The sequence below is a fragment of the Micromonospora sp. NPDC092111 genome (assembly GCF_044755745.1).
Lineage (GTDB): Bacteria > Actinomycetota > Actinomycetes > Mycobacteriales > Micromonosporaceae > Micromonospora.
Genome location: NZ_JBIVRQ010000012.1, coordinates 94,360 through 114,288, shown reverse-complemented (window position 1 = coordinate 114,288; position 19,929 = coordinate 94,360). Strand labels below are relative to the sequence as shown.

Here is a 19,929-nt window from a genome sequence, read left to right as displayed (position 1 = left end):
GTCTCCTCAAGGTCGCCGCGCGTCCTGCCGTACCCGGGCCGGTCGTGATCATTCCGATCCGGGCCGTCCCCGAACGGTATAACCGGGTGGTCGGCGACCGGGCACCTCAGGCCGCCGGCCTGAGCACCACCTTGGAGTAGCCCTCCTCGCGGCGGTCGAAGCGCCGGTACGCCTCCGGTGCCGCGTCCAGCGGCAGCTCCTTGCTCACCACGAAGCTCGGCGTCGCCCGCCCCGACATGATCAGGTTCCGCAGGTACTCGTTGTACGTCTTCACGTTGGCCTGCCCGGTCCCCATCCGCAGGCCCTTCTCGAAGAACTTGCCGACCGTGAACAGCAGCTCGCCCCGGCCGGAGTGCTGGTCGGGCGCGCCCGGGTCCTGGGCCAGGTAGAGCCCGACCACGCCGATCGCGCCGGTCGCCCGGACCACCTCGACGAGGCTGTTCAGCACCGAGGCCGGGTGTTCCTCGCCGCCCGCCCCGGTGGCCTGGTAGCCGACCGCGTCCACGCCGTGGTCGGTGCCCACCCCGTCGGTCCGGTCGCGGATCTGGGCGACCGGGTCCCCCTGCGAGAAGTCGACCGGGATCGCGCCGATCGACCCGGCCAGCCGCAGCCGGTCCGGCACCCGGTCCACCACGAACACCTCGGCCGCGCCCATCAGGATCGCCGAGTACGCCGCCATCAGCCCGACCGGCCCGCCGCCCATCACGGTGATGTTCTCGCCGGGACGCAGCCCGGTCATCGCCACCCCGTGGTAGCCGGTGGGGAAGATGTCGGCGAGCATCGCGTAGTCGGTCTCGTGCTCGGTGCCGGGCGGCAGCCGCAGGCAGTTGAAGTCGGCGTACGGCACCCGCAGGTACTCGGCCTGCCCGCCCCGGTACGGCCCCATCGCCACGTAGCCGTACGCGCCGCCGGCGAAGCCGGGGTTGACGGTGAGACAGAAGCCGGTCTTCTGCTCCCGGCAGTTGCGGCAGAACCCGCACGCCACGTTGAACGGCATCGACACCCGGTCGCCGATCTTGATCCGGTTCACCCCGGGCCCGACCTCGACCACGTTGCCCATGTTCTCGTGGCCGAGGACGATGCCCGGCTCGGCGAGCGTACGTCCCTCGTACATGTGCAGGTCGGAGCCGCAGATCGCGGTCGTGGTGATCTGCACGATCACGTCGTTGGGATGCTCGATCCGCGGGTCCTCGACATCACTGACCGTCACCTCGTGCGGCCCCTGGTACACCACAGCCCTCATGTCACCGACGCTAGGCGGGCGCGGCGGGTCGCGCGGGCGGTTCAACCGAGCCGGTCCACCACCTCCGGGGTGAGATCGTGCACCGAGGGGAGCAGCACGGCGGCCCGCGCCGCCGCGTCCGGGTCCAGCGGGTACGCCCCGTGCGGCACCGCGACCACCCGCATCCCGGCGGCGGCGGCCGAGCGGACCCCGTTGGAGGAGTCCTCGACGGCGACGCACCGGGCCGGGTCGACACCGAGCCGTTCGGCGACGGCCAGGTAGACGTCGGGAGCGGGCTTGCCCCGGGGGGTCTCCTCGGTCGACAGGGTCACCCGGAAGGTGCCGGCGAGGTCCGCGGCGGCCAGCGCCGCCGCGATCAGCCGGGTCGGCGAGGAACTGGCCAGCCCCAGCGGCCACCGCGCGGCCAGCCGGCGCACCACCCGGTCGGCGTCGTCGATCAGCGGTACGCGGACCGCGTACCGCCGGGTCATCTCGTCGACCACCTCCGTGGCGACCTGCCCGGCGGACCGGTCGACGCCCAGCTCGCCGCTGAGGTACCCGGCCCACTCGCCGGTGCTCATCCCCATCAGCCGGCGCTGGGTGTCGGGCTGCCAGGTGCCGCCGTGCGCCGCCACGTACGCCCGGCGGACCTCCTCCCAGACCGGTTCCGAGTCCACGATCACGCCGTCCAGGTCGAAGACCACCGCATCCACCGTCACGGGTCCATCCTCCCCGAAGCCCCCTCCCACCCCAGCCGGACCGCTTCCGCCGGCTCCCGACCGTCAGTCGACCCGCGTGCATCCTTTGGAGCGGATGACCCAAACGAGCCACCCGACCACATTACGGACGGTGGTTGGCCGCACCACCGGACCAGCCCCCACCGAAACCCCTGCCGCACCCCCTGCCGTGCCTCCCGGATGGCGCCGATGATCAAGAGAATTGCGTCGGAATCCGACCTCCGGGTGACACAAACCTCTTGATCACCGGGGTTTACGTCATCAGGTCCAAAAGCGTCTGAGAGTGGGTTGGTGTATCGGGGTGTTTCGACCCTTCCCGCCTGCCAGTCGGTTGACCTGCCCGCGCGGTGGCCTGGGGGTTGGTTGTGGCCGCCTGGTTGTCGGTCTCCGCGACGCCGTCGGAGTTGGGCTGCCGCGCGGTGACCTGCCTGCTCGGTCGGGTTGGCTGGTCGGGCGGGTGTCCCTTGGCGAGCGGGGGCCGGTCCGGGGCGTCCTGACCTTGGTGTGGGGTCAGGAGCGGAGGGCGGGGAGGCCGATCGGGCTGTCCGGCGGAATGACCGTGTGGCAGGCGCGGGCGACCGGGTCGAGCAGTTCGCGCAGCCGGTCGGTGCGGTCCGGGCCGAGGGACAGCCAGGGGCGGGCGGCGGCCCGGTCGGTGGCCTCCTCGACGGCCTGGAACCCGGCCCGTCCGGTCTGCGTGGGCTCCCCGTCGGCGGTCAGCCAGCCGCGTTCGACCAGCCGGGCTCGGGCCTCGGCCCACTGCTGCTCCGTCCAGCCCCGGCCGAGCAGGTGCAGCGCCGGCATGTCCACGGCGACCCGCCAGGCCAGCGTCTCCGCCGGGTCCAGGCCGGCGGCGACCAGGGCGGCGACGTGCCCGTCCCCGCGGAGTTCGCGCAGTGTGGTGGCGGCCTGCCAGAGCCGGGCCAGCGGGTACTCGCCGCGCGGCAGGGCGGCGTTGGCCGCGCCGAGCACCCGCCCGGCCGGGTCGGCCCCGGTGGCCGCCGTCTCCAGCAGCTCGGCCGCCTCGGCCAGGTGGGCCTCGGGTAGCTCGTAGGTGAGTTCGGCGAGCGCCTGCACCGCCCCGGTGAGCCGGGCGCGCAGCGCCTCGTCGGGGGTGGCCAGCCGCCAGATCGCCGGCAAGGCGCGGCTCACCATCGGCGGGGCGAAGTTGAAGAAGGCGGCGATCACCGGGGCGGCGTCGGTGGGGCCGAGCGGGGCGGTCCGGCCGGCGAAGTAGCCCCGCCAGTAGCCGCGCAACCCGATCGCCTCGTACGCGGCGCGGGCCCGGGGGTGGAAGTAGGTGACCGCGTGCAGGGGTTCGACGTGCGTCCACATCAGCCGGGCGGTCTTCCCGGGATCGTCCAGCGCCGGCACGTGCACCTCCGCGTCGGTGAGGGGTCACCGTGGCGCGGCGCGACCGCCCACGGTGACCCCGAACCTACTGCTGGTAGGTGTCGGCCGGAAGACCCCTGTGGCCTACTGCACCGCCAGCACGTCGACGATGAAGCGCAGCGGCCCCGCCGGTGCGCCGGGGCGCTGCGGCTTCTCGCCGTACGCCAGGTCGGCGGGGATGTCGAGCTGCACCCGGCTGCCGACGGTCTGCCCCTGCATGCCCTGGTCCCAGCCCGGGATGACGTTGCCCTGGCCGAGCATGAAGGAGAACGGCTCGGACCGCTTCCAGGAGGCGTCGAACTCCTCACCCGTCTGGTACGACACGCCCACGTAGTTGACGGTGATCTGCTGGCCGGCCTGGGCGGCCGGCCCGTTGCCCCGGATCAGCGGGGTGGCCTTCAGCCCGGTCAGCTCGCCCTCGCCCTTGGTGGCCTGCGGCTTGGTGCAGAGCGCCTGGTCGGCCCCCGCCGGCAGCTTGGGGAAGTCACCGGCGCAGCCGGCCGGAGCGGCGGCCGGCTGCGGGTCGTCCTTCTCCCCGTTGCGGACCACCACGAACACCCCGACGATCACCGCGATGACGGCCACGCCGGCGACGGCGCCCAGCCACGCCTGCCGGCGCTTGCGCGCCTCGGCGGCCTTCTGCGCCGCGAGCTGGGCGGCCAGCCGCCGCTCTGCCTTCGTTTCCGGGCCCTGGCCCGACGACCGGTTCTCCGTACGCTCGCTCACGTCCTCGACTCCCTGCTGGTGTGGGTGACCGGCCCGGCGGCCCGGTGCCATGGCCAGCGCACACGGTACCCGGATCGATGCCGTCGGGGTCCCGTCGCCCGCCCGCCGTGCTCGCGGATGGGACGGGCGTCCCTGTTCGTCCCGGTTCCGGCGGGTGCCGGGGCCGGTCCGGCGGTAGGTTCTCGACCATGGCGATCCTCACCGACGAAGACCGGGCCCTGCTCTCCGAGCCGCAGCTCGCCCACGTGGCGACCATCGAGGCCGACGGTACGCCGCACGTCACCCCGGTATGGGTGGACACCGACGGCGAGCACATCGTGTTCAACACCGCCAAGGGGCGGCGGAAGTACGACAACATCGCCCGCAACCCGGTGGTCGCGGTCTCCGTGGTCGACAAGGCCGACGACTTCCGCACCCTCTGGGTCAAGGGCACCGCCGAGTTCGTCACCGAGGGCGCCGACGCGCACATCGACCGGATGGCGAAGAAGTACCTCGGGCAGGACACCTACCCGTTCCGGCAGCCGAACGAGGAGCGGGTGATCGTCCGGATCACGCCGACCCAGAAGCTCGGCCGGGGCTGACCCGCGCGGAGGGGCCCGGCGGGACGGCGGTTCGTCGTCCGGGCCCTGCCGCGCGACGAACGACCCGCACCCGGCCGACCGGGCAATCCGGGCCGGGTCCCGCCCGGCCGGGCAGGGCCCGGAACGCGCCCGGTCAGGCGCTCTTGCGTGGGGCGGCCTTCTTCTCGGCCGGCTTCCGCGCGGGTGCCTTGGTGGCCTTCTTCTGCGCGGTCTTCTTCTCGGCGGTCTTCTTCGCCGGCTCCGCCTTCTTCGCGGGCGTCTTCTTCTCGGCCGTCTTCCTGGCGGCGGTCTTCTTCGCCGGCGTCTTCGCCGCCTGCTGCGCCGACCGGGCCGACGAGATCGGCGTCGGCTCGGCGGCCCCGCCGGACGGCGCCTCGCCCCGGGCGACCCGGGCCCGCTCGACGGACGCCTTCAGCGCCGCCATCAGGTCCACCGCGGCGGCCGGCGCGACCTCTTCCTCCTCCGGCTGCACCACCTCGCGGCCCTCGACCTTCGCGTCGATGACCTCCTGCAACGCCGCCCGGTAGTCGTCGGTGAAGGCGTCCGGCTGGAACTCGCCGGCCATCGAGTCGATCAGCGAGGAGGCCATCGCCAGCTCCGGCGGGCGGACCTTCAGATCCTCGCCGAGGAAGCCGAAGTCGGGGGTACGCACCTCGTCGGGCCAGAGCATCGTGTTGAGCAGCAGCACCCCGTCGCGGACCCGCAGGGTGGCGAGCTGTTCCCGCTGGCGCAGCGCCACCTTGACGATCGCCACCCGCTCCGAGTCGGCCAGCGCGTCGCGCAGCAGCACGTACGGCTTGGTGGCGGTCCCCTCCGGCTCCAGGAAGTACGCCTTGTTGTAGAGGATCGGGTCGACCTGCTCGGCGGGGACGAACTCCAGCACGTCGATCGCGCGTGAGCTGGTCAGCGGCAGGTCGGCGAAGTCCTCGTCGGTCAGGATCACCAGCTCGCCGCCGCCGAGGTCGTACCCCTTGGCGATGTCGTCGTAGGTGACCTCCTCGCCGCAGACCGAGCAGGTGCGCTTGTAACGGATCCGACCGCCGTCGTCCCGGTGCACCTGGTGGAAACGGATGTCCTTCTCCTCGGTGGCCGAGTAGAGCTTCACCCCGATCGAGACCAGCCCGAACGACACCGCTCCCTTCCAGATAGCCCGCATCCCCGTGCTCCTCTCACCGACCTGACCAGGATCGCAAACGATCGAAGCCCACGCACTACCTTCCGTACGCAACTACAGTCAGATAGTGCCCGGCGCGCCGCTGAAGCCGATGCTCGCGATGACCGGGCAGCTCCCGGTGGCTGACGGCTGGGCGTACGAGTTCAAGTGGGACGGGGTCCGGGCGCTGGCCGACCTGGTCGGCGGCCACCCGCACCTGTACGCCCGCTCCGGCGTGGAGATCACCGCCGCGTACCCCGAGCTGGTCACCCTGGCCGAACAGGTCGACGACGCGTTGCTCGACGGCGAGGTGGTGCTCTTCGACCCGGCCGGGCAGCCCTCCTTCACCGCGCTGGCCGAGCGGATGCACGTGCGGGACCGGGCGAGGGCGGCCCGCCTGGCGGCGACCATCCCGGTCACGTACATGATCTTCGACCTGCTGCGGCTGCGCGGCGAGGACCTCACCGGGTGGCCGTACCGCGAACGGCGGGCGGCGCTCGACGGCCTGGGGCTGGGCGCGGCCCGGTGGGCGGTGCCGCCCGCCTTCACCGACGGTGCCGCCACCTACCAGGCGGCCGGCGAGCACGGCCTGGAAGGGGTGATGGCCAAGCGGGTCGACGCGGTCTACCGGCCCGGGGTGCGCTCCCCGGACTGGTTGAAGGTCAAGCTGGAGGTGACCGGCGACTTCGTGGTCGGCGGCTGGCGGCCCGGCGCGCGGAAGATCGGCGGGCTGCTGGTCGGGGTGCCCCGCCCGGACGGGCGGCTCACCTACCGGGGGCGGGTCGGCGGTGGGATCGGCGCGGCGCTGGAACGGGAGTTGCTGCGCGAGCTGGAGCCGCTGCGCACCGGCGGGTCGCCGTTCGCCGGGGACGTCCCGCGCGAGGATGCCCGGGGGGCGATCTGGGTGACCCCGCAGGTCGTGGTGGAGGTCAAGTACGGACAGCGCACCCCGGACGGGCGGCTGCGGTTCCCCCGGGTGCTGCGGCTGCGGCCGGACAAGCCGCCGGAGGAGGTCGAGGATGCCTGAGCGGTTGAGGGTGGAGGTGGCGGGCCGGGCGCTGGACCTGTCCAACCTGGACAAGGTGCTCTACCCGGAGGCCGGGTTCACCAAGGGCGAGGTGATCGACTACTACACCCGGATCGCCCCGGTGCTGCTGCCGCACCTGGCCGACCGGCCGTTGACCCGGATCCGGTTCCCCAACGGCGTCACCGGCGGCTCGTTCTTCGAGAAGAACGCCCCCGCGGCCACCCCCGCCTGGGTACGCACCGAGACACTGCCGGTGCCCGGGTCGAGCAGGGGCCGGGAGACCATCGACTACGTGGTCGCCGACGACCTGCCCACCCTGGTCTGGCTGGCCAACCTCGCCGCCCTCGAACTGCACACCCCGCAGTGGAGGATCGGCGCGCATCCGGACCTGATGGTGGTCGACCTGGACCCCGGCCCGCCGGCCACCCTGCGCCAGTGCTGCCAGGTGGCCCTCCTGCTCCGCGACCGGCTCACCCTCGACGGGGTGACGTCGTACCCGAAGACCTCCGGCAAGAAGGGCATGCAGCTCTGCTGCCCGATCAGCGGCACCCAGTCCGCCGATCTGGTCTCCGACTACGCGAAGCGGATCGCCCAGGAGTTGGAGGGGCAGCACCCGAAGCTGATCGTGTCGAGGATGGCGAAGCAGCTACGGCCCGGAAAGGTCTTCATCGACTGGAGCCAGAACAACGCGGCGAAGACGACGGTCGCGCCGTACTCGCTGCGCGCACAGTCGATGCCGGCGGTTTCCACGCCGCTGACCTGGGACGAGGTCGAGGCGGGGGCGGCGGGTAAGCGGCCGTCGGTGAAGCCGTACGCGGCGGGGGAGGTGCTGAAGCGGGTGGAGAAGTCAGGCGACCTGCTCGCCGCACTGCTCGACGGCGGCCCCGAGTTGGCATAGGGAAGCGCCGGACGGCCCACCGGAGTGATCCCCCTTCCTGCTCCAGCCACAGTAGCGGCGGGCCCGGCGCGGTCAACGCCGCCGGCAAGGACGTGTTGTTCCTCGCCGAGAGCTATCTACGGCCGCAGTCGCGGGCGGCGCTGTACGAGGCCGCGGTAGCGGTGCCGGGTCTGCGCACCGTCGAGAACGCCACGGACGGCGCGAACCGGCCAGGCATCGGAATCGCCTGGCCGTCGACGACCGGAGAGGGTGAGATCGTGCTGGTCTTCGATGCCGAAACCTACGCCTTCCTCGGCGTCTCGGGCTCGTCTGCCGTGCTGGCCCTCACCGTCGTCGACGAGGTCGGTCGGACCGACTGAAATCCGGACCCGCCTGGGCTGGCCGGCACGGGGCGGCCCGCCCAGGCCGGTCGGTCCCGGCAGGGTGGGGGCGGTGTCCGCCCGCCCCCACCCTGCTCGTGCGGCGGTTCCCGTCAGCGCTGCCCGAAGACCTTCCGGAAGGTGCCGAGGCGCAGCAGGACGGTCTCGCCGGTGGCGTCCAGGACGCCGTCGTTGTCGGTGATCGCGTACACCTGGCCGTCGCCGCCCACGGTCAGCCCCTCCAGCTTCTCCTGGGTCCAGCCGTTGGTGGCGCGCAGCGCCGGCAGCACGTCGACGGCGAGGGTCTTCGGCAGCACCCGCAGCGGGCCGGCGGCGGCCGGACCGTCCGGCAGCGACACGGTGTAGATCCGCTTGATCGTGGCGGCCGGCCCGTTGAGCTTGTCCCGCTCGATCACGGCGAGCCGGTCGCCGACCACGGTGATCTCGGAGAGCCCGATCCAGTCACCGGGGACGCTGGTGCTCTCCAACTGGTAGCCGAACCAGCTCCAACTGTCGGCGGTCACGTCGTACCGGCCGATCCGGACGACGCCGGCCGGGTCGGTGGCGACCTCGCGCTGGAGCACCGCCCAGACGGTTTCCCGGCCGTGCCGGTCGGTGCTGGCGGAGACCCCCTCGAAGCCCTGCTTGCCCAGCCCGGCGGCGATCTCCGCCGGCAGCGGCACGGTCTGCCGGGTCACCCCGTCGCCGTCCAGCCGGACCAGCTTGTTCTCGGTGCCCTTGGCACCCTCGACGGCGAGCCAGAAACCGCCCTGCGGGCGGGCGAAGATGCCCTCCGCGTCGTACCCGACCGGCTTGCCGGCGGCGTCCTGCACGGGCAGGGCGTCCGTGACCACGGCCGGCGACTTGCGGGTGTCGACGGTCAGGATCCGGGTCGGGGTGTACGCCGCGTCGGTGACGCTGTAGAGCTGCTGCGGCTGACCCGGTACGGCGGACAGCGCGCCCAACGCCCCCCAGCCGATCGGCGCGCCCTGCGCGTCGTCGCCCGAGACGATGCTCGGGAAGCCGGGAGTGCCCTCACCCAGCTCGTAGAGCGACACCGAGGCGCGGACGCCCACCGAGGCGTCGTCGGTCTCGCTGGAGACCGCGAGCAGGCCCCGGGCGGGGATGGGCAGCAGGCCCTCCGGGCCGTTGGTGGTGGGCAGGACCTGGCGCAGCACCGGGGCGGTCGGCCGGCTCAGGTCGTAGACGGCGACGAAGTTGCTCCGCTCGGAGCCGACGAACGCGTACCGCACGCCGTGGTACTCGGCGATCGCCACGCCCTCCGGCTCGGTGCCCTTCTTCGCGGCCCGGTCGTTGTTGTGCAGCCCGTAGCGGACGGCCAGCCGCTCGAAGGTGTTGCCCGCGTCCCAGGCCACCTGGCCGGTCTTGCTGTCGAAGATCGACCAGCCCCGGGTGCCGCCCCGCCAGTCACCCTCGTTGGCGGTGGCCAGGTAACGGTCGTTGACCCAGGCCACCGCGTCGGGCTCGCGGGGGACGTCGGTGATCGAGCCGGTCAGGTCGATCCTGCCGTCCTTGACCGTGTCGATGCCGCTGACCGAGGCGGTGCCCGCGCTGAAGGCCCGGGTGATCCGGCCGGTGGGCAGGTCCACCAGGACGATGCCGTTGTTCTCCTGGAGGGTCACCGCGAGCTGGTTGCGCTCGTTGATCGAGACGTACTCGGGTTCCGGGTCGGTGGGCTCGGTGATCCCGGCGGCGGCCAGCACCGGCAGCGCCTGGCCGTCGGGGGCGGTCAGTGCGACGGTACGCAGCTTCCACCGCTGCGGCGTCGTCTTGCCGTCGAGGTCGACGATCTGCACGAAGCCGGCGGGGGCCTGGGGCAGGTCGCCCTTCTTCCGGCCGGGCGGGGTGGCCTCCTCGTCCCGCTCGTTCTCGATCGCGATCGCCGCGTACCGCTGGTCGTGGCTGATCGCGATGGAGTCCGGCTGGCCGCCGAGGTCGAAGCTGCGGACCCGCTGGCGGGTGGCCAGCTCGATCACGTCCAGCCGGCCGGACGGGGCGGTGAAGCTGGCGCTGGTGTTCACCACGACCAGGACGTACCGGCCGACGATCGCCACCGAGGTCGGCTCGTCGTCGGCGTCGCCGAGCTGGGCCAGGGAAAGGGTGCCGAGGCCGATCGGCTGCTTCGGCTTGCCGATGTCGAGGAAACCGATCCGCTTGGCCAGCGCGTCGGTGTAGACCAGGGTACGGCCGTTCGGGCTGACCGCGGAGATCTCGGCCACCGTCGCGGTGCTCGGGTCCTCACCGGCGGGCCGGTTCTGGAACACCGGGTAGGTGGCGGTGCGGTCGAAGGCGAGTTTCCGGTCGGGGTACTGCTGGGCGGCGTTCGCGTTGCCCGTGACGGTCAGCGCGGCCACCGTCAGGCCGGCCACCGCCGCCGAGACGAGCACTCTTCTCGCTGTCACTGCTCCTCCGTATGTTCGATTCGGACGGAGGCTGACAGGTACGACCGAGCGCAGGTTGGCCGGCAGGTGAATGGCCGGCAACGGGCCGGCGGTGAGCTGGCTAGGTCGGCTCGTCGTTTCGGCCTGTCCCGGCTGGTCGAAGCGGTGGGTGGCCAGGCCGACGCGGATCAGGTATCGATGATGGTTCCGTTCTCGTCGATGCCGTGGCTCCGCCAGTAGACGTCCCACTCGTCGTCGACCTGCTGCGGGACCTTGCCCTGCGGGTAGCGGACGTACGGGGCGGTGGGCTCCTGCCCGTCCGGGACGCAGGCACTGCCGCCCTGTGCGCCGACCGCGATCACCGGATACTCACCGTCGCCGCAGATGCTCTCCCGGTAGCCGCAGCCGCTGGTCACCATCAGCCCGCTCAGGCCGATCCCGGCAAGGGCGATCATGATTCGAGTTCGCATGGCCCAATCCTTGTCGCGGCGACGACCGCTGTCATCCGTACGGGTACTCAGCGTTCCAGTCCGCCCCGGTGTCGGATCGCCGTTCTGTCCACGGCGGACGCCCACCTGCCGCTCGACGGTGGATGGGCTCGGTAGGGTGAGGCGATCCGCCAGGACAGGAGGCCCGATGGCTGCCAGCCTTGCCGTCACCGCTTCGACCGACGCATTCCACCAGGTCCGGCCGCTGCTGACCTACTGCGACGACGCGACCGGTGAGCGGACCGGGCTGACCGCAGGCCAGCTCGGTGGCTGGGCGGCGCGCGCCGCCGGTCTGCTGCGCGACGGTTGCGGACTGGGGCCGGGCAGCCGGGTCGCGGTGCTGCTGCCGCCGCACTGGCGTACCGCCGCGGTGTTGCTCGGGGCCTGGTCGGTCGGGATGGCGGTGTCGTTCCGGCCCCGCGCCACCGCCGGGTTGCCGGTCCTGGAACCGGGTGGCGACCGGCCGTACGACGCGGTGTTCGTCACCCCGGAACGCCTCGACGACTGGCTGGAGGACGTGCCCGAGGGGGTGCACCGCTACCTCGTCGGCACCGGGCCCGGTCCGCTGGCCGACGTGCCGGTGGGCTGGCTCGACTGGTCCACCGAGGTGCTCCGGCACACCGACAATCCGCCCGACTACGCAACGATCCGTCCGTCGGACCCGGCCACCCCGGACGGCACCAGCTACGGCGCGTACGGCCGGATCGCCACGGAGATCGCCCAGCAGCTCGACCTGCGCGCCGGTGACCGCCTGCTGGTCGACGCGGCCGCGCACGAACAACCGCTGAAGTGGCTGCTCGCGCCGCTCACCGCCGGCGCGTCAGTGGTGCTCTGCGCCAACCTGGACCGGTCCACACTGGCCGCCCGGCTGACCGCCGAACAAGCCACCCGCCTCCTCTAACCCCTCCCCCCCGGCCCCCGGTCCCAACAATGTTGATCAAGAGGTTTGCGTCACCGCCCGGCCCGCCGGTGACGCAAACCTCTTGATCAACGCGGGCAGGGCGGGGTGCGGCAGGGCGCGGCTGGTGGGGTGGGGTGGTCGGGCGGGGACCGGGCCTCAGTCGACCGTGGGTAGCTTCGGGCCGAGGACGTCGTCGGCGTCCACGATGGTGTACGCGTAACCCTGTTCGGCGAGGAAGCGCTGCCGGTGGGCGGCGTACTCGGTGTCGATGGTGTCCCGGGAGACCACCGTGTAGAAGTGCGCCTGCCGGCCGTCGGCCTTCGGGCGGAGCACCCGGCCGAGCCGCTGGGCCTCCTCCTGCCGGGAGCCGAACGTGCCGGACACCTGGATCGCCACCGCCGCCTCCGGCAGGTCGATGGAGAAGTTGCCGACCTTGGAGATGACCAGGGTGCGCAGCTCGCCGGAGCGGAACGCGTCGAAGAGCCGTTCCCGCTCCTTGTTCGTCGTCGAGCCCTGCACGATCGGGGCGTCCAGGTATTCCCCGAGTTGGTGGAGTTGGTCGATGTAGCCGCCGATCACCAGCACCTGGTCGTTCGGGTGGCGGTCGACCAGCGCCTTGACCACCGGCAGTTTCGTCCGGGCGGTCGCCGCCATCCGGTAGCGCTCCTCGGCCTCCGCCGTCGCGTAGGTCATCCGCTCCGCGTCGGTGAGGGTCACCCGGACCTCGGTGCACTGCGCCGGAGCGATCCAGCCCTGCGACTCGATGTCCTTCCACGGCGCGTCGTACCGCTTCGGGCCGATCAGGCTGAACACGTCGCCCTCCCGACCGTCCTCGCGGACCAGGGTGGCGGTCAGGCCCAGCCGGCGGCGGGCCTGGAGGTCGGCGGTGAACCGGAAGATCGGCGCGGGCAGCAGGTGCACCTCGTCGTAGACGACCAGGCCCCAGTCGCGGGCGCCGAACAGGTCCAGGTGGGTGAACGCGCCGCCGCGCCGCGAGGTGAGCACCTGGTACGTGGCGATGGTGACCGCGCGGATCTCCTTGCGCTCGCCGGAGTACTCGCCGATCTCGTCCTCGGTCAGCGAGGTGCGGGCGATCAGCTCCCGCTTCCACTGCCGGCCGGCGACCGTGTTGGTGACCAGGATCAGGGTGGTCGCCTTCGCCTCGGCCATCGCCGCCGCCCCGACCAGCGTCTTGCCCGCGCCGCAGGGCAGCACCACCACTCCCGACCCGCCGGCCCAGAACGCCTCCACCGCCTCCCGCTGGTACGACCGCAGCGTCCACGGCTTCCGGCCGTCCTTGCCGGCCTCGGCCAGCTCGATCGGGTGCGCCTCGCCGTCGACGTACCCGGCCAGGTCCTCGGCCGGCCAGCCGAGCTTCAGCAACGCCTGCTTGAGCCGGCCCCGCTCGGACGGGTGCACGGCGATGGTGTCGTCGTCGATCCTGTTGCCGAGCATGCCGGCGAGCTTCTTGCTCTTGGCCACCTCGATCAGCACCAGCCGGTCCAGCCCGCGCAGCACCAGGCCGTGCACCGGGTCGTTGGCGAGCTGGAGCCGGCCGTACCGGTCCATCGTCTCGGCCACGTCGACCAGCAGCGCGTGCGGCACCGGGTAACGGGAGTACTTGATCAGCGCATCGACCACGCCCTCGGCGTCGTGGCCGGCGGCCCGGGCGTTCCACAGCCCCAGCGGGGTGAGCCGGTAGGTGTGCACGTGCTCCGGTGAGCGTTCCAGCTCGGCGAAGGGGGCGATCACCATCCGGCAGGCCTGCGCGTCGGGGTGGTCGATCTCCAGCAGCAGGGTCTTGTCCGACTGCACGATCAGTGGTCCACCGCTCACGCCAGGTCCTCTCCTCGGCCGGAACACCGTCGACCACCTGGGCGGATCCGCCGCAGGCCGACCATCCAGTGTTGCACGGGGCGGGGTGGTGACAGAAAATCTTCGCAACGGGTGCAACGTTTCCCAGACCGCACACGTCTATCAGAGGGACGACCGATCCGGGGAGGGCACATGAATCTTGTCCGTTGCAGAGTCCGGGTCGTCGCCCTGGCCATGGTCACGCTGGTCGGCGCCGGTGGGTGTGCGTCCGATCCGCAGGCCGACCCGGGTGGCACTGGTGGAGGGCTCGCCCCGGTCGGCAGGGCGGAACAGCTAACGGGGGCGGGTGCTGCCTCCCTGCCCGACCAGCTGACCGGGTCCACCGCGACGAAACCACAGCCGAGGACGGAGGTGGTCCGCGCCACGACCACCCCGAAACCGTCGAGCGGGCGTCGGCAGCCCACCCCGACGAAGGCCAACCTGACCCGCTGCGAGCAGGGCGAACACCAGCGCGAGGTGGAGACGTACCTGGCCCAGTTGGGCGGGTTCGGCAAGGTCACCGTCGACGGCCGGCAGTCCGACGCCGACTGCGTCGCGATCAAGAAGTTCCAGCAGCGGTACGACATCCGCCCCGCCGTCGGCCGGGCCGGCCCGCTGACGTACGAGGTGGCGAAGCGGCTGGCCACCACGGACGTCAAGCGCTGCTCCGCCGGTTCGGGCACCACCTTCTGCGTCGACCTGACCCGGCAGACCACCTGGGTGATGCGCGACGGCAAGGTGGTCGCCGGCCCGACGGTCACCCGCACCGGCATGGCCGGCTACGCCACGCCCGCCGGCACCTACAAGGTCAACTTCCGGAACCTCAAGGAGTGGTCCAACCCGTACGAGGTCTGGCTGCCCTACTGGCAGCGCTTCAACGGCGGGATCGGCTTCCACGAGACCACCACCTATCTGCACAACTCGGCGATCGGCTCGCACGGCTGCGTCAACCTGCTGCACGCCGACGCGGTGCGCTGGTGGGAGCTGGGCAAGGTCGGCTCCCGGGTGGTCCTGATCGGCCGCCGCCCCGGCACCTGAGCCGCCCGCGCGTCGGCATCCCGTCCCGCCGTCCGTCTCGGCCCGTCCCGTCGGTAGTTGTCGATAGGGGCCGGATCGGGGGTTTATCCCCCTGTCCGTCCTGGCGACCGGGTGCCACCCTGGAAGTCAGGGGCCGGACGGGGCGGGAGGGCTGGCATGACCGTCGACCGCGAGATGATCACCGACGATGCGATTCCGGACGAGCGGGCGGCACCGACCGACGAGGTCTCCACGGCGACGATGGTGGGGTACGCCGTCGCCGGGATCGCCGTCGTCGGTTGGTTCCTCTTCGGCTGGCTGGTACAGCGGCAGGGCTTCGTCGACTCGGTCGGCGAGGCCGCCGGCACCGGCTTCGGCCTGCTGCTCATCGTCTCCGTGATCGGCACCGTCCGCCGCAGCCGCCGCTGAAAGCCCACCGGCCGGCCGTCGGCCCACTGGCTGCGGCCGGCCGCGCGTGACGCGCTGCGGCCCGACTGCCGACATGCCATTGCGGCCCGGCTGCCGGCGTGGCGCTACGGCGCGGTCGTCGACATGGCGCTGCGGTCCGGCTGCCGGCGTGGCGTTGCGTCGCGGTCGTCGCGGAGGCGGTGGGGCACTGCCGCCGATCGGGGCTCTCAGTCCTCGCGTACGGCGGCGGTGATCCGGTGCAGGGCGAAGGTGTGCAGCATCTCCGTCCGCTCGTCCTCGGCGCGCAGGTAGCCGGCGCCGATCGAGACCGGCCGGACCAGCCGGGACGCCGTCGCCCCGTGGGCGTCGACGTAGCCGACCCAGACCAGCGCCTTGTCCCGGACCGCCTGCTGGAGCACCGCCAGCGCATCGGTGTGACTGTGCGCGGGCGCCGGGCCGGCACCCGTCCGGGCCGCCCCGCCGCGCACCACCGCCGGCGCCCGCCGGGCCGCCCGGGCTGCCGCGTCGCCCCGCCGGATCTGCTCCACCACACCCAGCAGCCGGGGCATCGCCAGTCGAGGCGTGGCCAGCGGGTCGAGCGCCCGGGTCGTCACCGGCACCCGGGCCGGGGCCCGCCGGGTCTTCGGCCGGGCCAGCACCGTCGCGCCGCTCGCGTCCTCCGGCACCGGGGCGTACCCGGCGTCGCGTAGCGCGGTCAGCATCCGTCCCACCTGGTACGGGGTGGCGAGCACCGTCGGGGCCAACCGGCGGAACGCCAGCGGCTCCAGCCGCCGGTCGGCCAGCACCTCGGCGAGCAACGCCTCGTCGTCGCTGCGCACGTACCCGCCGGCGGAGCCGACCCGCAGCCCGCCGTGCTTGCGCGCCACGTCGTCCACGAGATAGGTCAGCCCCTGCGGAACCGGGGTACGCGACCGGCGCCGGAACAGCTCGTGCAGGTCGTCGGCGGTGTAACCGGCGTCCAGGGCCCGGCGCACGCTGGCGGTGCTGACCCGGTGCACGCTGGCCCCGCCCGCCGACTCGTGCTCGGCCACCATGTCCAGTTCGGCGGCGAGGGTCGGATCGGGCGGGCCGGGCACCACCACGCTCAGGTCGGCCTGCACCAGGAAGTGGTCGACCGGGGCGGGCAGCAGGGCGTCCAGCGCCCGTACCGCGCCGGACGAATCGCCGCTCTCGGTGTCGGCGCGCAGCCCCAACGGGTCGTCCCCGCCCCGCTCGTCGGCGTCGGTGACGTCGCCCAGCAGCAGCCGCCCGTACGAGGTGAGTGCGCCGAGGCCGGTCACCCCGAGCAGGGCCGCCTCGGCCAGCACCTCCCGGTGCGCGGCCTCCCGCCCCCGGCTGCGCCGGGGAGCCCGCCAGTCGAGCAGCGCCAGCACCTCCTCGGCGGTGGGGGCGGTGGCCGGCTCCTGGTCGGCCAGCACCCCGAGCACCGCCCGGCGGGCGGCCGGCGCGCCGGCCCGCTCCGCCTCGGCGGAGAGCGCGTTGATCGGGCGGTCCCGGTCGTCGCGCTGCCCGACCAGGCCGACCTGACGGCTCATCGTCAGCCAACCCCGGGCGAGCTGCTCCCAGCGGTGGGCCAGCGACACCGCCCGCCACACCTCGTACCCGCCGGTGGGCAGCACCTGCTGGTCGGCGCCGTACCGGGTGGTGGTGGCACCGGGCAGGTCCATCTCCCCGAGCAGGCCGGCCGCGTACGCCACCTCGACCAGCAGCGCGGCGACCGGCTCGTCCAGGGCCACCGACCGGGCCAGGCGGCGCAGGTCGCGTACCCCGATCCCGCCCGAGCGGAGCACCGGCGCCGGCTCGGCGGCCAGCGCCTCCAGCAGCGCCTCGGTGTGCCGTACCACCTCCATGGTCTGCCCGGCCCCGGCGGAGTCGGCGGCCTTCGGCTCGCGGGGCGGCGAGCCGACCGGCGGCGGGCTGGTACGCAGCGGGCCGAGCGGGCCGCTGTCCCGGCGCAGCAGCAACCCCACCTCGCGGGGCAGCTCGACGGTGCCGGCGGAGACCGGCACCAGGAGCCGGGCCTCGACCAGCCAGCGCACCGGCGAACCGGTCGGCGCGCCGCCGTTGGTCGGGTCCGGGGGCAGCTCGTCCTCCGCGCCGAGCGCCGGCGCCTGGAGGGAACCGGGAGGCACGCTGCCGACCGGTGGGCCGGCGGCGAGGCGGTCCAGGATCGCGCGGGCCGAGGGGGGCGCGGCGAGCAGCGTCCGGCGCAGCTTCGCGGCGTCCGCGCAGAGGGCCGCCGTGCGCGGGTCCAGCTCGCCGGCCGGCCGGCCCAGCCCCGCCGGGTACGGGGAGACCTCGTCCACGCTGCCGGCGACCCGGAGCGCGTGCTCCGGGCCGTACAGCAGGAAGCGGGCGCGGAGCCGGTCCACCGCGCCCCGGACGGTGGCCGGGGCGGGCGGGTGCGGCCCGGCGGTGGCCATGGCGAGCACCGCCTCGCTGGCGGTGGTGCCGTCCTCGGGGTGCCGGGTGAGCCGGGCGGCGTCGAGAATCTGAAGGGTGAACTGGTCCAGCCCGTCGAGCGCGCGGGCCACCGAGACCCGCGACTCGGCCCGGAGGGCGAGCGCGGAGACGTCGGCCGGCACCGGCACGACGAGGTCGGGCCGCAACTGGAGCAGGGCGGCGAGCGACTCGTCGGGCAGCGCGCGCAGGTGGTCGGCGAGTGAGGTGGTCATCGTCGTTCCACGCTAGCCCGCTGCCGGGCGGTCGTGCCCATCGGACGTCCGGCTCGGTCGGGCCTGTCCGGGTACGTTCTCAGGATGTCCGCGCTGATGGTCGGTTTCGACCTCGACATGACCCTGGTCGACTCCCGCCCCGGCATCGCCGCCGCCTACCGGGCGCTCACCGCCCGGACCGGGGTACCGGTCGACGCCGAGCTGGCGGTCTCCCGGCTCGGCCCGCCGTTGCGCACCGAGATCGCCCACTGGTTCCCGCCCGAGCGGGTCGAGGAGGCGGTGACGATCTTCCGGGAGCTGTACCCGGCGTACGCGATCACCCCGACGGTGCCACTGCCCGGCGCCCGGGAGGCGGTGGACGCGGTCCACGCGTGCGGCGGCCGGGTGCTGGTGGTGACCTCGAAGGTCGGCCGGCTGGCCCGGCTGCACCTGGACCATCTCGGGCTGGCGGTCGACGAGCTGGCCGGGGACCTGTTCGCCGAGGAGAAGGCGACCTCGCTGCGGGAGCACCGGGCCGGCCTGTACGTCGGTGACCACGTGGCGGACATGGCGGCGGCGGGGGCGGCCGGCATCCCCGGGGTGGGGGTGGCCACCGGCCCCTGCACGGCCACCGAGCTGCGGGCCGCCGGGGCCCACCTGGTGCTCGACGATCTCAGCGGATTCCCGGCGGCGCTCCACCGGATCATCGGGCTAGCCTTGGAGCAGTAGACGTATCGAGTGAAGCAGGGGTTCTCAGGTGCCGACGGGTCGAGTGAAGTGGTATGACGCGGCCAAGGGATACGGGTTCGTCACCAGCGACGAGGGTGGCGACGTGTTCCTGCCGAAGGGCGCGCTGCCGGCGGGTGTCACCGATCTCAAGGGTGGTCAGCGGGTCGACTTCAGTGTGGTGGACAGCCGGCGGGGCGCTCAGGCGATGGGGGTCAAGCTGCTCGACGCGCCGCCGTCGATGGCGGAGCTGCGCCGGCGTCCGGCCGAGGAGCTGCACGGCCTGGTCGAAGACATGATCAAGGTGCTGGAGGCGAAGGTGCAGCCGGACCTGCGCCGGGGACGATTCCCCGACAAGAAGGCCGCGCAGAAGATCGCTCAGTTGGTCCACGCGGTGGCACGCGAGCTGGAGGTCTGAGGCACCAGCCCGGCGTCGGCGGCCCGGCCCAGCAGTGCCTCCACGGCGGCGAACCCCGCGTCCCCCAGGTCGGCGGTGAACTCGTTGACGTAGAGGCCGATGTGCCGGTCCACCACGTCGGGCTCCATCTCCTGAGCGTGCGAGAGCACGTAGCCGCGGCTGGCCTCCGGGTCGGCCCACGCCTGGCGTACCGACTCCCGGATCCAGCCGGCGGCCTCGACCGGGTCGACCGCGCCCTTGCGGGCCAGGATCGCGCCGAGCGGGATCGGCAGGCCGGTGTCGGCCTCCCACCACTCGCCCAGGTCGACCAACGCGGTCAGCCCGTGCCGGTGGTAGGTGAACCGCGCCTCGTGGATCACCAGCCCGGCGTCGTACCGGCCGGCCGCGACGCCGGGCATGATCTCGTGGAACGGCACCACCTCGATCCGGGCCGGTGGCCGCCCGGCGGACCAGAGCCGGAAGAGCAGGTACGCGGTGGTCCGGTCACCAGGCACCGCCACCGTGGCCCCGGTCAGGTCGACCCGGTCCGGCCGGCCGGCTTCGGTGGCTCGGGTGGCTTCGGGGAGGGTGTGGCCGGCGCCGGTGGTCTCGGGGGTGCGGCTTGTGCCGGTGACCTCGGTGGTGGTGCGGGTGGTGGTGCGCGTGAGCACCAGTGGGCCGCAGCCCCGGCCGAGCGCGCCTCCGCAGGGCAGCAGGTGGTAGTCGTCGAGCAGCCACGGCAGCGCCGCGTAGCTGACCTTCACCAGGTCGAAGGCACCCCGTTCGGCGGCGGTGTTGGTGACGTCGACATCCGCGTAGGTCACCTCGACCGGTGGTGCGCCGGGCACCCGCCCGTGCACCAGGGCGTCGAACACGAAGGTGTCGTTGGGGCAGGGAGAAATCGCCAGGGAGAGCGCCACGTCCCCACCGTAACCCCGCTCGCCGCCCCCGCTCACGGCCCCGTCC

19 protein-coding genes are annotated in these 19,929 nt (G+C 73.1%); 9 read left to right on the top strand and 10 right to left on the bottom strand.

The features are described from left to right. Positions 1–106: 106 nt before the first annotated feature. From ACIQG9_RS22270 to ACIQG9_RS22255, 4 genes are all read right to left on the bottom strand, one after another. A complete protein-coding gene (locus tag ACIQG9_RS22270; protein ID WP_400405456.1) occupies positions 107–1,243 on the bottom strand; it encodes a glutathione-independent formaldehyde dehydrogenase in 1,137 nt (378 codons plus the stop codon). 41 nt (positions 1,244–1,284) lie between these two features. Then, a complete protein-coding gene (locus ACIQG9_RS22265; RefSeq protein WP_400405453.1) occupies positions 1,285–1,941 on the bottom strand; it encodes an HAD family hydrolase in 657 nt (218 codons plus the stop codon). A gap of 528 nt (positions 1,942–2,469) precedes the next feature. Further along, entirely contained in the window at positions 2,470–3,294 is an 825-nt protein-coding gene (locus tag ACIQG9_RS22260; RefSeq protein ID WP_400405645.1) for a hypothetical protein, read from the bottom strand. Between the two features lie 141 nt (positions 3,295–3,435). Continuing rightward, positions 3,436–4,128: an FKBP-type peptidyl-prolyl cis-trans isomerase gene (locus ACIQG9_RS22255; protein WP_400405451.1), complete on the bottom strand. Its 693-nt coding sequence runs from the start codon at positions 4,126–4,128 to the stop codon at positions 3,436–3,438. A gap of 137 nt (positions 4,129–4,265) precedes the next feature. Between ACIQG9_RS22255 and ACIQG9_RS22250 the strand changes: the two genes are divergently transcribed. Next, positions 4,266–4,658: a PPOX class F420-dependent oxidoreductase gene (locus tag ACIQG9_RS22250; RefSeq protein WP_400405448.1), complete on the top strand. Its 393-nt coding sequence runs from the start codon at positions 4,266–4,268 to the stop codon at positions 4,656–4,658. A gap of 133 nt (positions 4,659–4,791) precedes the next feature. Here the strand turns inward: ACIQG9_RS22250 and ACIQG9_RS22245 are convergent, their stop codons facing one another. Next, positions 4,792–5,814 carry a Ku protein gene (locus ACIQG9_RS22245; protein WP_400405445.1) on the bottom strand — a complete coding sequence of 341 codons (1,023 nt, stop codon included), beginning with the start codon at positions 5,812–5,814 and terminating at the stop codon, positions 4,792–4,794. Between the two features lie 85 nt (positions 5,815–5,899). Here ACIQG9_RS22245 and ligD (ACIQG9_RS22240) point away from each other — a divergent pair, with 85 nt between their 5' ends. The 3 genes from ligD (ACIQG9_RS22240) to ACIQG9_RS22230 all read left to right on the top strand — a co-directional run bounded on the left by ligD (ACIQG9_RS22240) (position 5,900) and on the right by ACIQG9_RS22230 (position 8,095). Further along, positions 5,900–6,838 carry a non-homologous end-joining DNA ligase gene (gene ligD, locus ACIQG9_RS22240; protein ID WP_400405442.1) on the top strand — a complete coding sequence of 313 codons (939 nt, stop codon included), beginning with the start codon at positions 5,900–5,902 and terminating at the stop codon, positions 6,836–6,838. After that, the gene (gene ligD / locus ACIQG9_RS22235) at positions 6,831–7,736 is read left to right on the top strand and encodes a non-homologous end-joining DNA ligase (protein WP_400405439.1); all 906 of its coding nucleotides are present in this window, start codon (positions 6,831–6,833) and stop codon (positions 7,734–7,736) included. Before ligD (ACIQG9_RS22240) ends, ligD (ACIQG9_RS22235) begins: the two co-directional genes overlap by 8 nt. A gap of 92 nt (positions 7,737–7,828) precedes the next feature. Then, complete coding sequence (locus ACIQG9_RS22230; RefSeq protein WP_400405437.1) at positions 7,829–8,095, top strand: hypothetical protein; 267 nt, start codon at positions 7,829–7,831, stop codon at positions 8,093–8,095. Positions 8,096–8,208: 113 nt separating this feature from the next. Here ACIQG9_RS22230 and ACIQG9_RS22225 read toward each other — a convergent pair whose 3' ends face one another. After that, positions 8,209–10,518 carry an esterase-like activity of phytase family protein gene (locus ACIQG9_RS22225; protein WP_400405434.1) on the bottom strand — a complete coding sequence of 770 codons (2,310 nt, stop codon included), beginning with the start codon at positions 10,516–10,518 and terminating at the stop codon, positions 8,209–8,211. A 167-nt stretch (positions 10,519–10,685) separates the two neighbouring features. Next, positions 10,686–10,967 (bottom strand): SCO0607 family lipoprotein, encoded by a 282-nt coding sequence (locus ACIQG9_RS22220; protein WP_400405432.1) that lies wholly within the window; start codon positions 10,965–10,967, stop codon positions 10,686–10,688. A gap of 166 nt (positions 10,968–11,133) precedes the next feature. Between ACIQG9_RS22220 and ACIQG9_RS22215 the strand changes: the two genes are divergently transcribed. Then, complete coding sequence (locus ACIQG9_RS22215) at positions 11,134–11,886, top strand: TIGR03089 family protein (RefSeq protein WP_400405430.1); 753 nt, start codon at positions 11,134–11,136, stop codon at positions 11,884–11,886. Between the two features lie 156 nt (positions 11,887–12,042). On the opposite strand, the gene ACIQG9_RS22210 is transcribed toward ACIQG9_RS22215, so the two are convergent. Continuing rightward, positions 12,043–13,722, bottom strand: a complete 1,680-nt coding sequence (locus tag ACIQG9_RS22210; RefSeq protein WP_400405427.1) for a DNA repair helicase XPB — start codon at positions 13,720–13,722, stop codon at positions 12,043–12,045. 390 nt (positions 13,723–14,112) lie between these two features. Here ACIQG9_RS22210 and ACIQG9_RS22205 point away from each other — a divergent pair, with 390 nt between their 5' ends. Continuing rightward, a complete protein-coding gene (locus ACIQG9_RS22205; protein ID WP_400405424.1) occupies positions 14,113–14,778 on the top strand; it encodes a L,D-transpeptidase family protein in 666 nt (221 codons plus the stop codon). 174 nt (positions 14,779–14,952) lie between these two features. Next, positions 14,953–15,186, top strand: coding sequence for a hypothetical protein (locus ACIQG9_RS22200; protein ID WP_400405642.1), 234 nt, complete (start codon positions 14,953–14,955; stop codon positions 15,184–15,186). 206 nt (positions 15,187–15,392) lie between these two features. On the opposite strand, the gene ACIQG9_RS22195 is transcribed toward ACIQG9_RS22200, so the two are convergent. Next, positions 15,393–17,861, bottom strand: coding sequence for a helicase-associated domain-containing protein (locus ACIQG9_RS22195; protein WP_400405422.1), 2,469 nt, complete (start codon positions 17,859–17,861; stop codon positions 15,393–15,395). A gap of 84 nt (positions 17,862–17,945) precedes the next feature. Here ACIQG9_RS22195 and ACIQG9_RS22190 point away from each other — a divergent pair, with 84 nt between their 5' ends. Both ACIQG9_RS22190 and ACIQG9_RS22185 read left to right on the top strand, forming a co-directional pair. Further along, positions 17,946–18,569 carry an HAD family hydrolase gene (locus ACIQG9_RS22190; protein WP_400405419.1) on the top strand — a complete coding sequence of 208 codons (624 nt, stop codon included), beginning with the start codon at positions 17,946–17,948 and terminating at the stop codon, positions 18,567–18,569. Between the two features lie 28 nt (positions 18,570–18,597). Beyond that, complete coding sequence (locus tag ACIQG9_RS22185) at positions 18,598–18,984, top strand: cold-shock protein (RefSeq protein WP_400405416.1); 387 nt, start codon at positions 18,598–18,600, stop codon at positions 18,982–18,984. Here the strand turns inward: ACIQG9_RS22185 and ACIQG9_RS22180 are convergent. Continuing rightward, complete coding sequence (locus ACIQG9_RS22180; protein ID WP_400405639.1) at positions 18,945–19,823, bottom strand: 1,4-dihydroxy-6-naphthoate synthase; 879 nt, start codon at positions 19,821–19,823, stop codon at positions 18,945–18,947. The genes ACIQG9_RS22185 and ACIQG9_RS22180 overlap by 40 nt on opposite strands. Positions 19,824–19,929 lie beyond the last annotated feature (106 nt).

Coding starts and splice junctions, on each gene's coding strand:
- ACIQG9_RS22270 (WP_400405456.1), bottom strand. CDS start 1,243: ATGAGGGCTGTGGTGTACCAGGGGCCGCACGAGGTGACGGTCAGTGAT.
- ACIQG9_RS22260 (WP_400405645.1), bottom strand. CDS start 3,294: ATGTGGACGCACGTCGAACCCCTGCACGCGGTCACCTACTTCCACCCC.
- ACIQG9_RS22255 (WP_400405451.1), bottom strand. CDS start 4,128: ATGGCACCGGGCCGCCGGGCCGGTCACCCACACCAGCAGGGAGTCGAG.
- ACIQG9_RS22250 (WP_400405448.1), top strand. CDS start 4,266: ATGGCGATCCTCACCGACGAAGACCGGGCCCTGCTCTCCGAGCCGCAG.
- ACIQG9_RS22245 (WP_400405445.1), bottom strand. CDS start 5,814: ATGCGGGCTATCTGGAAGGGAGCGGTGTCGTTCGGGCTGGTCTCGATC.
- ligD (WP_400405439.1), top strand. CDS start 6,831: ATGCCTGAGCGGTTGAGGGTGGAGGTGGCGGGCCGGGCGCTGGACCTG.
- ACIQG9_RS22220 (WP_400405432.1), bottom strand. CDS start 10,967: ATGCGAACTCGAATCATGATCGCCCTTGCCGGGATCGGCCTGAGCGGG.
- ACIQG9_RS22215 (WP_400405430.1), top strand. CDS start 11,134: ATGGCTGCCAGCCTTGCCGTCACCGCTTCGACCGACGCATTCCACCAG.
- ACIQG9_RS22200 (WP_400405642.1), top strand. CDS start 14,953: ATGATCACCGACGATGCGATTCCGGACGAGCGGGCGGCACCGACCGAC.
- ACIQG9_RS22195 (WP_400405422.1), bottom strand. CDS start 17,861: ATGACCACCTCACTCGCCGACCACCTGCGCGCGCTGCCCGACGAGTCG.
- ACIQG9_RS22190 (WP_400405419.1), top strand. CDS start 17,946: ATGTCCGCGCTGATGGTCGGTTTCGACCTCGACATGACCCTGGTCGAC.